This is a genomic window from uncultured Arcticibacterium sp. (assembly GCF_964021845.1).
In the GTDB taxonomy this organism is placed as follows: Bacteria; Bacteroidota; Bacteroidia; order Cytophagales; family Spirosomataceae; genus Arcticibacterium.
This window is the reverse complement of sequence record NZ_CAXHZC010000001.1, coordinates 1268827-1282098: the sequence shown is the minus strand read 5'-3', so window position 1 is coordinate 1282098 and position 13272 is coordinate 1268827. Positions and strand designations below refer to the sequence as shown.

Below are 13272 nucleotides of genomic sequence, written 5' to 3'. Positions count from 1 at the left end.
TAATTACGGCGACTAATACGAATAAGTTCTTCATAATTTTATGTTTAAAAGCAATCCGTTTCAAATTGCTGACACAAAAGTATGATGCTTAAAATAGGGGAAAATTGATGTATGATAAGAAATTACTTTTGAGCTATTTCTTTTCTGATTCTGCTCAAACTTTCTGTGGTGATGCCCAAGTAGGAGGCAATATGATAGTTTTTAACGCTCTGCTCAATGTTGGGGTAGGTGCTAATAAAAGAAGTGTATCGCTCTTTGGCCGATTGTGACAAACTCCCCAAAATCCTTTTTTGAAAACTAGCGAAGGCTCCTTCCATTTTCTTTCTAAAGAAAGTCTCTAAAGATGGAATTTTGAGGTACAAACCGTCCATGGCTTCTTTCGAAACCTTATATACCACGGCATCTTGAATACAGTCTATGGTCATGATGGCGGTGGAGCTGGTAAAGAACGCCGTATAGTCGCTTATCCACCAGTCCTGAATAGCAAACTGTATGGTGTGCTCTTTGCCGGAATTATCTATGAAATAAGTTCTTAAACAGCCACTAGATATGAAGTATTGATGATTTACCGTTTTACCCGCATTTAAAAGCGTTGCACCCTTTTCGAGGGTAATTTTCTCAAATTTGCTCTCCACCAGCTTGATTTCATCTGCCGAAAAAGATATGGTCTTAAATATTTCTGAAATGATGGAGTTTTGAGTTTGCATTTTGGAGTTTCAAGAGAGAATTAAAGACTACGTGCAAAATACGTTAACTTTTTAATAAAGTCTGACCATTATCATACTTGAGCTTGTATTTGATAGCCAAAAGTCAAGCACTTTTTTTATGGGTAGTCTGTTATAAGCTTATAGATATTTAAAGCTTTATGAAAGAGAAATGGGATGCTAGATATAGCGAAGGGGATTTTGCTTATGGCAAAGAGCCAAATGTGTTTTTTAAAGAATGGTTACCAAAATTAGAGGCAGGTACTATTCTAATGCCTGCAGACGGTGAAGGCCGAAACGGTGTTTTTGCTGCAATGCAAGGTTGGAAGGTAACTTCCCTAGATTTAAGTGCAGAAGGAAAAACGAAGGCTTTAAAACTGGCCAAAGAACAAGGTGTTGAACTAAACTATTTAGTCGGTGATTTAGCCGCACTAAATTTTGATAAAGTCTCTTTTGATGCCATAGGGCTTATTTATGCTCACTTTGGAGCGGAGAACAAATCTGCCTTACATAAGAAGCTAGACCAATACTTAAAGGTAGGAGGCTATGTCATTTTTGAAGCTTTTAGTAAAAAGCATTTGGAGCTTAGAAAGCAAAACCCAAAAGTAGGTGGGCCAAATAACATAGACACGCTATTTTCTGAGGAAGAAGTTAGGAACGATTTCAAAAACTATGAAGTGCTATTACTAGAAGAACAAGAAATAGAGTTAAACGAGGGCAAATATCATATAGGGAAAGGCTCTGTTATAAGATTTGTGGGAAGAAAGCTAAGTGAAAATCTTTCTTCTTAAGGATTGAATGTGAGTGTTTTTCTAGGATTTGAAGAACTAGAGTCTGTTTTGGCAGGACTCTGGTGATGGTATATTTTATTCAATTACTCCTCAACAAATCATCAAAAGACGCGTCTTGCCATCTTTTTCTACGGGGGCACGGTGAAGGCATGGTGGAACTGGGCTTTCTGGATGGTCAACTGCTAATCGCCACAGGTTACCTAGGCCTAAGTTGATAGGTTGTGCATCTGGTTTGGCTTGATAATGTAGGTCGAAAAAATATTCGCTTAAAAAGGCTTCAAAGCTATCGTCTGATTCGCCGTGTAGTTTTTTGAGTTCATCACGTATTTCAGGAATAAGTACTTTTTGAATACCTTGAGCATTTGGCAAAATGTCGCTTGGCTCGCCATAGTACGTACATAAATAGGTGTTGGTGGGTACTGGAGAGCGGTCTACATGGTAAGAGTAAACATCGGTCGGGAAAAGTGGAAAGGCATCATCTCGCTCATAATACTTGATTAAATTCAGACTTGGCGAAGCACCATTTTCCTTCAAAACTTTTAGGTCATTTAAAAGGGTTTCACGAGCCAGCTGTCCTTGCTCACTTAGTTTTAAATCAAGGAGTTCAGCAGCATCAATTTCCCTTATGTTATCTTTTAATTCTATCGAATTAACAATCTCCTCGAAATCACCTTTTAGCTCACGTTTCCAACAAATGGCATTCACCTCTCCATGAAAAGGTGTGGAAACGAGGTCTTGATAATTCCTTACCTGTTGAATTTGATGCTCGTTTGAAGATGAATATGTCATGATGCTTACTAGCCGTTTAAAATCATTTGACGAAAGTAGCAATATTCAAACCCAAACGGCAAAATTGTTACTCTACTAAAAGAGTGAAAGTTGACAATTAAGATATATAAGGCATTCGTTTTTCCTGACAAGATTTTAAGAAATTCGTGTTCCGTTTTCTACCTTTTTTCCAGGTTCTATTAGAGTGACTTCCTTATGGTCTCCCACGCCACCTAAAACTAGGCACTCACTCATCATATTTGCAATTTGCTTTGGCGGAAAGTTAAGCACGGCTACTACTTGTTTGCCTACCAATTCTTGAGGATTATACAGTTTAGTGATTTGAGCAGAAGTCTTTCTTTGGCCATGGGCTCCAAAATCAATGATTAATTTATACGCAGGATTTCTTACCTCTTTAAATTCTTCAGCAGAAATCACGGTTCCTATTCTCATTTCTACTTTCAGAAAATCATTCCAAGTTAGTTTTTCTTTACTTTCTGATTCCATTGCGGTTTTCTATTACTTATCATACCCTTCCAATTGGATGTAAAAATAAGCTTCGTAAAGTCTAGTTAGGAGAATTTAGCCCAAGTTTGTTGCCTTCGGTGTCTAAAAACAGAGCAAAATATCCGACATTATCGGCATGAGGCGTTTTAGGTAGAAGAACTTTGCCTCCATTTTTTTCGACCTTATCTAGAATGTATTGAAGATTATCTCCACCGTTTAAGTAAATGGTTACGCCATCGGCTGATGGTTTGTGGTCTTCGCTTTTCATAATAACTCCAGTAACCATTTGTTCTTCATATGGGAAAATTCCCAATTCCATTCCTGGCATTTCCATTTTCTCAATGTGAATGTCTAGAATGGCTTGATAGAAATCTACAGCTCGTGAAATATCTGTGGCGGGAATTTCAAAAAGTGAAACATGGCTTTTCATTTCGTTTGTGTTTTGGTTTACATTAGACTGAACTGCATTAGTCTCAGTTTTAGATTTGTTGCAGGCTGTGATATGAAATGTGAGCACTATTGCAGTGCAAAGAATAGTTTTTTTCATGCTGTTCTGTTTAGTTGATAAAACAAACTTAGGCTACTTGTCTTTGCTGAAATTGTAAAAATGCGACATCCGGGCTATTTGTAGAAAAGGCTAGAAAGTGTCATATTTTCATTGCCCAAAAACTCTTTTGGGTTAATTCCGGTAAACTCTTTGAAGTCTTTTATGAAATGAGCTTGGTCAAAGTATTCACTTTGGTAAGCAATGTTGGTTAGGTTTTCGTCCTTTTTATTGAGTAGTATTTTCAAGGCTGTTTGTAGCCTGATTACTTTCCCTAACTGTTTTGGGCTAACACCTATTTGTTTGATGAAATTTCTTTCGAGCTGCCTTCTTTTTGACAAGTTTTCTTTTAGAATTGTGCTTATAGATGCTGTTCCGTTTGTAGATAAAAGAGCATCAATGGTCTGTTTTACAATGTTGTCAATGGTGGTTTTGTTGTTCAATTTAGCGATAAGAAACTTTTCTATGATTTCTATTCGCTGTTTACTATCTATTGCCTGAACTATGTTTTGTTCCAGTTCTTTGGCTTCATTTTTATCAAATATGACCTCCAAAGGAGTTTCCTTATTCACTAAGTCTTTAATATGAATAGCTACAAAGTTTGCAAAACCGTATGGGTAAAAACGAATAGCAAAGGTGTTGACGTGGCCAATAGGCTCAATGTAGAAAGGTTCAATTGTTTGACCCAAAACCATTGCCCGAGGTTGTAAGATAAATTCATTTTGGGAAGTATATCGCTTTACGTCATCTCCGAGGATAAATGCCATTTCAATACAACCGTCAGGTATAATTCGCTGTCGCTCTGGCTTATTTTGGGCATGAACTTCTAAAGTCCAATAACAACTCACAAGCGAAGCTAAATCAGGATGTGGTTCAAATGTTTGATAGTTCATTGGTTGCTCATATTAACACACAGTTTCTATGCTACCAAACAGCGATTCTTAAAAAAGTCTGAGACTTTAGAAATAGGAGAGATAAAACGGTCTGAAAAAAATCGCTATTTCTTCTTTTTCTTTTTCATGTTCTGGATTTTGTCACCACGTCTGATTGGCTTTTTGTAACGCTCCTTTATAATTCGCTCGTAGCTTTTTCTTTCCTTTTTCTCTTTACTGTTTTTAGCTGACTTTTCTTGAAAAGAAGCTCCTCTATCTATTTCCGACTTTTTATGTTGAATTTCTTCATGAATGACTGGCTTGTCTTTTTCTTCAGGGGTAAGCTGAGGGTTTACAGAAACCTCTTCAGGCCATTCCATTGCCGGAATGGTATACTTCATCAAAGTCTCAATTTCGTCTTTTAAAGGCTCTTCTTTCTCGGTGTAAAGAAGAATAGCTTTCCCCAATTGTTCTGCTCGACCTGTTCGGCCAATACGGTGCATATAGTTTTCAGCATAAAAAGGGGCATCAAAGCTGATAACATGACTGATTTTGTCAATGTCAATTCCACGGGCAATTACATCCGTGGCGATCAGAATTCTGCTGGTTCCGGTTTCAAATTTTTCAATGGAATTAGTACGGTGATTTTGCTCTTTGCTAGAGTGAATCACAGACATTTCAGAACTAAATTTTAAGGTTTCAAAAAGCCTGTCAGCATTAATTTTAGTTCCTACAAAAACTAAGACCTTATTGTATTCTTCCTTTTCAGCTAATAAATGATTTAATAAATTAACCTTGGTGTAAAAGTTAGGAACGGCATATTTTAACTGACTAATATTTTCCAATGGCGTACCACTAAGCGAGATAGTTTTCTTAACCGGGTTAACCAAAAAAGTGTCAATGAGCTCGTCTACATAAGTAGTCATGGTGGCAGAAAAGAGGATGTTCTGCCTTTTAGTGGGTAAATGTTCAAAAATGTTTTTCAGCTGTGTTTTGTAGCCAAAGTCAAGCATGATATCCACTTCGTCAATCACCAATTTTTTGACAGACTTTAGTCTTAATACATTACTGATTACCAAGTCATACAGTCGTCTTGGTGTACCCACTATAATGTCAATACCTTCGGCTACGGCTAGTTTTTGACCTTTTATATTATTGGTACCACCAAAAACGCCCAAGGTTCTTACACTAATATATGGCGTCAGTTTTTCTATTTGCTCTACTATCTGAATAACTAGTTCTCTGGTAGGAGCCAAAATTACAACTCTGGGATTGGCTTGTTCAGAATACGCCAAGTCTTGCAAGATAGGAAGTAAATAAGCTATCGTTTTTCCTGTTCCTGTTTGTGCTATTCCCACAAAATCGGAACCCGCCATAATGGGAGAAAAGGATTCTTCTTGAATGGGCGTGGGCTGTGTAAACCCTAAATCTGAGATAGCGTTACCCAGCTGTTTTTTTATCTTGAAGTGTTCAAAAGTATTCATTTTGCAAAGTAATCGAGAAAAATCTGCAGTGCTATGATTTAACGCATGATTTTTGAAATGTGTCATTTCGGTTTAGCAATTCATTTTCGCCGAAATGGGAATGAAAAAGACTTAATACCCTAAGGATATTTGCGAGCTCATAACAAAACGAATTATACGTAAGGAAATAGCTACTCTTTTTCCATGAAAATGTTTGGAGGGTAAGCTTTGCTAGCTATTGTTCTGCTTTTCTAAGGCCTTTCTGATGTGCTCGCTATCCCAGTGATTATCATATTCTACAATACCTCTTTTGAAATCTTGACTCAGTAGCTTTTCTTGTTCTTCTATCTCTTTTCTAGCTTTAAAAATATAGTTCTCATCTAGTTTAGACTCTTTGGCTAATCGTCTTAAGCTATCTTCATCATATTTAATGAAGTTTTGGACCTGTTTGTTCAGTGTATATTTCCTGAAACCCATTTTACTTAGAACATCTTTGGCTAGCGATAAGGAAGTGTCTAGCGTTTCGCGATAAATATTATCAATTCCCAAGTTCAATAAATCATATGCTTCGTACCTATTTTTAGCACGAACCATAAGTTCTACGTTTGGGTAATGCTCTTTAACTAGTTTCGTCACTTGCTTGGTAATAGATGGGTTCTCTACCGTACAAATCAACATTTTAGCTTCAGCAATTCCTGCGGACTCTAGCAGGTCTAAGCGTGTGGCGTCTCCATAATAAACCTCAAAACCCATTTTACGAAGGAAATCAACGCGGTTTGAATCTTGGTCTAATATAGTAGCCTCTACACCATATGACCTTAAAAACCGTCCAACAGTGCTGCCAAAATGACCAAAGCCTACCAGTATTATCTTTTGTGATTTGGCGACATGGTCCATTGGCCTTTTTATGGACTCCTTTGTACCAACTTTTGGAAGAATGAACCGCTCGTTAATTAGGCCAATAATAGGCGTGAGCGACATGGTAAGTGCCGTTATTACTAGCATCAAATCCATTTGGTCTTGTTCTAAAATGTTTAGACTAAAAGCAAAGGAAAGGAGTACAAAGGCAAATTCACCAATTTGTGCTAAGCCAAATGTTAGTAGTAATTTTTGGTCTAGTTTTAGTTTAAAGATAGCTCCCGTAATAAATAGGACTATAGCCTTTAAGGCAATGATGGCAACTAAAATACCACCAATGGTAAATGGGTTTTTGGCAATAACAATAAAGTTTATGGAGGCACCCACCGCCATGAAAAACAGACCAAGCAATAAGTTTTTGAAAGGTTCTAAGGTGCTTTCTAATTCATGTTTAAACTCACTATTTGATAGTACCACACCCCCTAAGAATGCTCCTAGAGCTGGGCTTAAACCAACATATTCCATTAAAAATGAAATAGCAAATACAATTAAAAAGGCTGCAGCTATTAGTAGCTCTCTTACACCAGTTTTTGCCACTTTGCGTAGCATAGGAACTATCAAGTATTTACCCGTAAAAACAATGACAACAACTGATAAAATAATGGCTAATGTTTGAAAACCAATAGGCAGACTGTCTAATAAATTTAGGTGTTCCTCATGGTTATCAGCAGAAGATGGTGCTGTGGCATTGGAAAGCAAAGGCAATGCTCCGAGCATAAAAATGACAATAATATCTTGGAACAGTAAAATAGAAAAGGAAGAACTTCCAGAAGTGGTATCCATAAGACCCTTTTCTTTTATGGTTTGCATGGCAATGGCGGTAGATGATAAAGCTACAGCCATAGAGATAACAAGTGACACTTTCCAGTCAAAATCTAAAAGGGTAAAAAACATATAGGACAGTAGCATAGTACCCACCACCTGTAAACCACCCATACCAAGGATAGTTTTTCGCATCTTCCAGAAGTTTTTAGGCTCAATCTCTAGACCAATTAGAAACAGCATCATGACTACTCCAAATTCTGCAAAATGAAGAATGTCATCACCTTCTTCCCCAATAAAACCAAGGATATAGGGCCCTATTAAAACTCCTGCTAATAAATAGCCAATAACCGAACTTAGCCCCAAACGCTTAGCGATAGAAACACAAATAATGGCTCCTGCTAAAAATACTATGGCCTGAAAAAGTATACTTCCTGTCATATAATTAGAGCGTTTTTAATTGTGGAATATCGTTTAAAAAGGCACAGCCATTAAAGGTACTTAAGGTTATTTCTTTTTGAAGTAAGTCTATCAAATTAGAATATTGCACAGCATGTTCTTTTAAGGCCTCATCATTTAAAAGATGAGTTCCCATGACTGCAAAAGGTGGAAAATATGTCATACCACAGAGATTAGCCGTTTGTTCAAATGGTCTTAAAAACTCATTGACAGAGAAACTATTACTTCCCTGCGAACAATAAAGCTCTCTGGAACCTCCTGTGGTAATTACATTTAAACAGGTTTTGCCTTTAAGAGCCACGCCGTTTGGCCCATACGCCCAGTCAAACTCCAGCACCATATCTATCCACTGTTTCATTAATGGAGGGCAACTGTACCAATAGAATGGGTGGTGCCAAATAATGATGTCGTGCTTAGTTAATAGTTCTTTTTCTGCATCCACGTCAATATGAAAATCAGGATAGGCCTCATATAAATCATGAAATGTTACCCCTTCTTTATCCTTAATATTGTTTACGAGGATATTATTCGCACGCGATTTTTCAAACTTAGGATGTGAAAACAGAACTAATATTTTTTTCATTTGTGAAGTGATAAATGACTTTCTGCACACATTAACAGAAACTAGAATACTTAAACAATATCTTAAATAAACTTTACGCTGTAAAGTTGTCCGTCTTTAACCGAAATAAACTAAAATAAGTTTTTTTGTTCTTCTTAAAGCCGAAAAGAATTTAAGGTTTAGTTTTCCTCTGAAATTTACATGTACTTATACTATCTAAATTAAGGTTTGCCAAATTATAATTAAGGCAAATTAACATGGCCTAAAGTTATATATTAAACCAGTCAATTCCATCACTCATAATAAACATATGACCCCAAAAACGAAGGCATTAAACATAGTATAAAAGCTATTGAATCAGCCTTATAAGGAACCTGAACCTGCATGCTTATAACTCTTCAAAATCAGACGCATTAACCCATCCTGTTTTTAGCTTTTCTCCCCGCATATAGCGTTCGTAAAAATTTACACCCGATTTGTCCGCATATTGATATTGGTCAAAAAGATATCCTTTCCCTTCCATTCTCGGGTCAGATTGTGCCTTAAGCTCTGCATATAATTGTTTTTTGAGTTCGTTTATAATGCTAGAGGAACTTGGGTTTTCGGCAAGGTTAATCATGCATTCTGGGTCATCGTTGATATTGTATAATTCAATTTCTGGTCTCTTAGCAAAAGACCAAGCCCAGTATTTAAAAGTGTCTTTATTTGCTTTAGCGTCTAAGCAGGCTGTTTTTGTTTGGCTTCCGTCGCAGTTTAAATAACCAGTTTCTGGATTTCCTGCGGGCCATCTGCTTGTTTCAAAATTCTGAATAAATAGATAATCGCCTTTTACAATACCCCTGATAGGATACCCTTGGTCTTCAGGTCTGCCTATATCATGTCTTTCTTTGCCAATCAAAACATGATCACGAGATGAGTCAATAATTCCTGAATTTTCAGCGTAAAACAAATTGCTCAAACTTTTGCCTTCTACCGGCTGCATGCCACTGTTTTCTATACCGGCCAAGTCAAGAAGGGTGGGAGTGAAATCAATAAAACTTACAAAATCATCAATTTTTCGTCCAGGGTTTTTAATGCCATTAGGCCACATAATAGCCAGCGGCATATGATTAGATAACTCATACTCTTGACCCTTTATACGTGGAAAGGGCATGCCATTATCTGAGGTAACTATTATGATGGTGTTGTCTATAATACTTCTGTTTTCTAGCTCTTCCAGCATTAAACCTAACTGATGGTCGAAGTACTCTATTTCGTATGCATAATCAAGCAAATCGGTAATGATGGTGTCATTCTCTGGCCAAAAAGAGTAGATTTTAGAAATATCTTTCAAGTTTTTATTGCCTTTCTCTATACCAGAACCAAATTCATACGCCCTGTGTGGTTCATAAGAGCCAAACCAAAACATGAATGGTTCAGGAGTATTTTTTGTGTCCAGAAAATCAATGAAGTTTTCAGCATAGTCAATGCTTGAAATACCAGATGTAGGGCTTGTTAGTTGTTTATTATTGTATGCTTTACCAATAAGCTGACGTTTTATACCATCTATTTCGCCTGCTACGCCGGGAGCCCATCCTTTTCCTGTGTAACCCACGTGGTAGCCATTTTCAGATAATGCTTCGCCCACTGTTTTGAATTTTTGAGGGAAATAGCTCCAATGGTTTGCGGCCTCTTCTAATTGCCATGAATTTCTGCCAGTTAATATGGCACTTCGTGAAGGAGCACATTTGGCATTCGGGGTGTATGCCTTATTAAACAATATTCCCTGAGCAGCTATTCTGTCAAAATTTGGTGTATTGACCCAGTCGCAGCCATAAGCTCCAAAATGTGAATAGGTGGCATCATCTAAAATAGCAAAAAGAATATTAGGCTTACTTGGTTTTGTTTCACAAGAGGTAATAAGAACAGCTATAAACAATAAGAATAATTGAAGGAAAGGCATTCTGTTTTTTTTCATGGTCATAGGGCTATTAGATAAATCAATTCAATAGTGTTTTGGCACGCAATATATAGGTTTGTTAAGAGAGAAGAAAACATCAGTTTAATTGAAAAATATAGCCTTTGAGTTTGCTGAAAGCTTTAACACCTTTAATAACAAATGTTGAAAAAATGGAGGGTTTTGATAGTAGCAGTGTCTAGCTGCACCTAAGCTTATATGCATAGGTGTTTAAAAGCTTTATGTGAATTCGGAAGTGTGACAAAAGTAACTGAACGCTTGAGTTTTTTATTGGAAGTTTGGGGTATAGAAATCAATGACAACCTACAAAATAAATATCATGGAAAACTCAAATTTTAAAATAGAACAAATTTATACAGGATGTATTGCTCATGCGGCGTATTACATAGAGAGCAATGGAGAAGCAGCCATTTTTGACCCATTAAGAGAAGTACAACCTTATATAGACCGAGCATCAAAAGGTAATGCAAAAATTAAGTACGTTTTTCTAACACACTTTCATGCAGATTTTGTTTCTGGGCACCTAGACTTGGCTAAGAAAACGAATGCAAAAATTGTTTATGGGCCTACGGCCAAACCTTCTTACGAAGTTATAAAAGCAGAAGATGGTCAAGTTTTCGAGGTGGGAGACTACAAAATCAAAGTAATTCATACACCAGGTCATACCATGGAAAGCAGTACTTTTCTGTTGATTGATGAAAACGGAAAAGAACACGGTATAATTACCGGAGACACATTGTTTATTGGCGATGTGGGACGCCCAGATTTGGCTCAGCATGTAGTGGAAGACTTAACAGAAGATAAATTAGCTAGGCATTTATATCATTCTTTAAGAGAGAAGATTATGCCTTTATCAGATGATTTAATAGTCTATCCTAATCATGGAGCAGGGTCTGCTTGTGGGAAAAAGATGAGCAAGGAAACCACCGACACCTTAGGCAATCAGAAGAAAACAAACTACGCCTTGCAGGAAATGACCGAAGATGCATTTGTGAAATCGGTATTGACAGGTTTAACTACACCCCCACCGTATTTTCCAGAAAATGTATTGATGAATATTAAAGGCTATGAAAGCTTAGATAAGGTACTTGAAAAGGCTAAAACTCCGCTTAATCCTGGGGCCTTTGAAGCCGTGGCCACCGAAAATATGGCACTAGTGTTAGATACTAGAGATGCGAAAGATTTTGCCAAAAAGCATATTCCAAATAGTATAAACATAGGCCTGAATGGTAATTTTGCTATGTGGGTTGGCGAAATGATTGCGGATATTAAGCAAGAAATTTTGCTAGTAACTGAAGAAGGAAAAGAAGAAGAAAGTATGGTGCGTTTATCTAGAATTGGCTATGACCATACCATAGGATATCTGGATGGTGGAATTAATGCTTGGGAGAAAGCCGGTTTTGAAACAAGTTCAATAAATAGAATAAGGGTTAAAGAATTAGAAATTCTTAACCTTGACAACACTAAGGTTTTTGATGTTAGAAAGAAAAGTGAATTTGACTCAGAGCATCTAGTAGGGGCAATAAGCGTTCCTTTGAATGAGATAAGCAATCATCTGGCGGAATTTCCTAAAGAAGAAAAGTTTATAATACACTGTGCAGGTGGGTACCGAAGCATGATTGCCTCTTCTATTTTACAACAAAGAGGATGGGATAATTTTGTGGACGTGGTTGAAGGTTTTGCGGGTATTAAGGAAAGCAAATTGGCGGTGACAGAATATGTTTGTCCTACCACACTGTTATAATTCTTTTAAACATATTGGTGTAAATTTGACTTACACCAATATGCTTTTTTTACATCTTAGCAACTCACTTCACCACCGTAGCCTCAAGTTCTATTTTTAAGGTCTCAAAAAGGCCTTTGACTTCTAGCAGAGTACTTGTTTGCTTAATGTTATGTTTGACCACCCAGTTTTGAAAAATGTCAAAAGAAGTAAAAAGTTCTTCTGTAGAAGTGGTATAAATGTTTAATCTTACAATGTTTTTACAATTGTAACCCGCATCAGCAATCACTTTTTCCAGGTTTTGGATAGTTTGAATTAATTGAGATTTCATATCAGCCGTGCTTGCAACACCATTATCGTCAATGGCAGTTTGACCTGAAATATACAGCGTACCAGTGGTGTTTTTGACTTCTACCGCCTGAACATAGTTACGGTCATCTTGCCATTTCCAAGGGTTAATTACTTTTGTCTCCATTCATGTTTTGTTTTAATTGAAAAGTCTACAGATTTCTATTAAAAAGGTAATTATGAAGTTCCTGAGACTTTTCTTTTTCTATTCAAAACACAAAATTAGAAGCCCCTTTCTTTACTAACCTGTGATATTCCTCACTATTTCAGTTTCGCTAGTACGCCATTTAAATCGATAAACAATTTGCTATTTATAGCTATGAAGTCTGCTTAGCGTTTCTCTAGAAACGCCTAGGTACGTGGCTATTTGAGTTTTCGAAACTCTTTGGAGTAGAGAGGGGTGCTGTTTTAAAAGTATATGATAACGCTCTTTAGCGTTAGAAGTGAGTAAGGATAAAATACGCTGCTGAGAGCCAATAAAGCCTAAATTAGATTTTTGAAGAAAGAAATTTTCCATTTTTGGTATGGTGGCACAGAGGCTTTTATAGTTTTCAATGGGTAAACTATAAACAGAGGTTTCTTCCAAACTTATTAAAGCCATGGTGCTCTTAGTCTGCGTGAAATAGGCGTAGAAATCGCTTTCCCACCAATCTTCCATGGAAAAGGAAACTATATGCTCTTTGCCTAGGTCGTCATGATAAACTAGCTTTAGTAAACCAGAAAGAACGAAATAGCAGTTTTTGACAGGTTTTCCATTTTGAAAAATGAAGTCATTCTTTTTGTAATGCTCAATTGCGAAGTGAGAAAAAATAGCATTGAATTCATCATCCGTTAGAGAAATTAATTTCTCAAGATGCTTTCTAAGTGTTTCTTTCATAATTGATTTTAATGACT

Annotated in this window: 13 protein-coding genes; 2 read left to right on the top strand and 11 right to left on the bottom strand. The window is 36.8% G+C overall.

Annotation, left to right across the window (positions count from 1 at the left end; all coding sequences use genetic code 11):
* Positions 1-122: 122 nt before the first annotated feature.
* Positions 123-707, bottom strand: coding sequence for a Crp/Fnr family transcriptional regulator (locus AADJ06_RS05465; RefSeq protein WP_341225397.1), 585 nt, complete (start codon positions 705-707; stop codon positions 123-125).
* 158 nt (positions 708-865) lie between these two features.
* Between AADJ06_RS05465 and AADJ06_RS05460 the strand changes: the two genes are divergently transcribed.
* The gene (locus AADJ06_RS05460; protein ID WP_341225396.1) at positions 866-1495 is read left to right on the top strand and encodes a class I SAM-dependent methyltransferase; all 630 of its coding nucleotides are present in this window, start codon (positions 866-868) and stop codon (positions 1493-1495) included.
* A gap of 90 nt (positions 1496-1585) precedes the next feature.
* Here AADJ06_RS05460 and AADJ06_RS05455 read toward each other — a convergent pair whose 3' ends face one another.
* The 8 genes from AADJ06_RS05455 to AADJ06_RS05420 form a co-directional block, all read right to left on the bottom strand.
* Positions 1586-2284: a hypothetical protein gene (locus AADJ06_RS05455; RefSeq protein ID WP_341225395.1), complete on the bottom strand. Its 699-nt coding sequence runs from the start codon at positions 2282-2284 to the stop codon at positions 1586-1588.
* Positions 2285-2419: 135 nt separating this feature from the next.
* Positions 2420-2770 carry a tRNA-binding protein gene (locus AADJ06_RS05450; protein WP_341225394.1) on the bottom strand — a complete coding sequence of 117 codons (351 nt, stop codon included), beginning with the start codon at positions 2768-2770 and terminating at the stop codon, positions 2420-2422.
* Between the two features lie 61 nt (positions 2771-2831).
* Positions 2832-3317, bottom strand: a complete 486-nt coding sequence (locus AADJ06_RS05445) for a VOC family protein (RefSeq protein ID WP_341225393.1) — start codon at positions 3315-3317, stop codon at positions 2832-2834.
* 74 nt (positions 3318-3391) lie between these two features.
* Complete coding sequence (locus AADJ06_RS05440; RefSeq protein ID WP_341225392.1) at positions 3392-4207, bottom strand: helix-turn-helix domain-containing protein; 816 nt, start codon at positions 4205-4207, stop codon at positions 3392-3394.
* A gap of 104 nt (positions 4208-4311) precedes the next feature.
* On the bottom strand, positions 4312-5736 hold the full coding sequence (locus tag AADJ06_RS05435; protein WP_341225391.1) for a DEAD/DEAH box helicase: 1425 nt from the start codon (positions 5734-5736) through the stop codon (positions 4312-4314).
* Between the two features lie 144 nt (positions 5737-5880).
* Positions 5881-7770, bottom strand: a complete 1890-nt coding sequence (locus tag AADJ06_RS05430) for a monovalent cation:proton antiporter-2 (CPA2) family protein (protein ID WP_341225390.1) — start codon at positions 7768-7770, stop codon at positions 5881-5883.
* A gap of 4 nt (positions 7771-7774) precedes the next feature.
* The gene (locus AADJ06_RS05425; RefSeq protein ID WP_341225389.1) at positions 7775-8371 is read right to left on the bottom strand and encodes an NAD(P)H-dependent oxidoreductase; all 597 of its coding nucleotides are present in this window, start codon (positions 8369-8371) and stop codon (positions 7775-7777) included.
* Between the two features lie 367 nt (positions 8372-8738).
* Positions 8739-10307 carry a sulfatase gene (locus AADJ06_RS05420; RefSeq protein WP_341225388.1) on the bottom strand — a complete coding sequence of 523 codons (1569 nt, stop codon included), beginning with the start codon at positions 10305-10307 and terminating at the stop codon, positions 8739-8741.
* A 319-nt stretch (positions 10308-10626) separates the two neighbouring features.
* Between AADJ06_RS05420 and AADJ06_RS05415 the strand changes: the two genes are divergently transcribed.
* The gene (locus AADJ06_RS05415) at positions 10627-12051 is read left to right on the top strand and encodes an MBL fold metallo-hydrolase (RefSeq protein ID WP_341225387.1); all 1425 of its coding nucleotides are present in this window, start codon (positions 10627-10629) and stop codon (positions 12049-12051) included.
* A gap of 64 nt (positions 12052-12115) precedes the next feature.
* Here the strand turns inward: AADJ06_RS05415 and AADJ06_RS05410 are convergent, their stop codons facing one another.
* A complete protein-coding gene (locus tag AADJ06_RS05410) occupies positions 12116-12505 on the bottom strand; it encodes a RidA family protein (protein ID WP_341225386.1) in 390 nt (129 codons plus the stop codon).
* A 180-nt stretch (positions 12506-12685) separates the two neighbouring features.
* Positions 12686-13255: a Crp/Fnr family transcriptional regulator gene (locus AADJ06_RS05405; protein WP_341225385.1), complete on the bottom strand. Its 570-nt coding sequence runs from the start codon at positions 13253-13255 to the stop codon at positions 12686-12688.
* Positions 13256-13272: the final 17 nt, after the last annotated feature.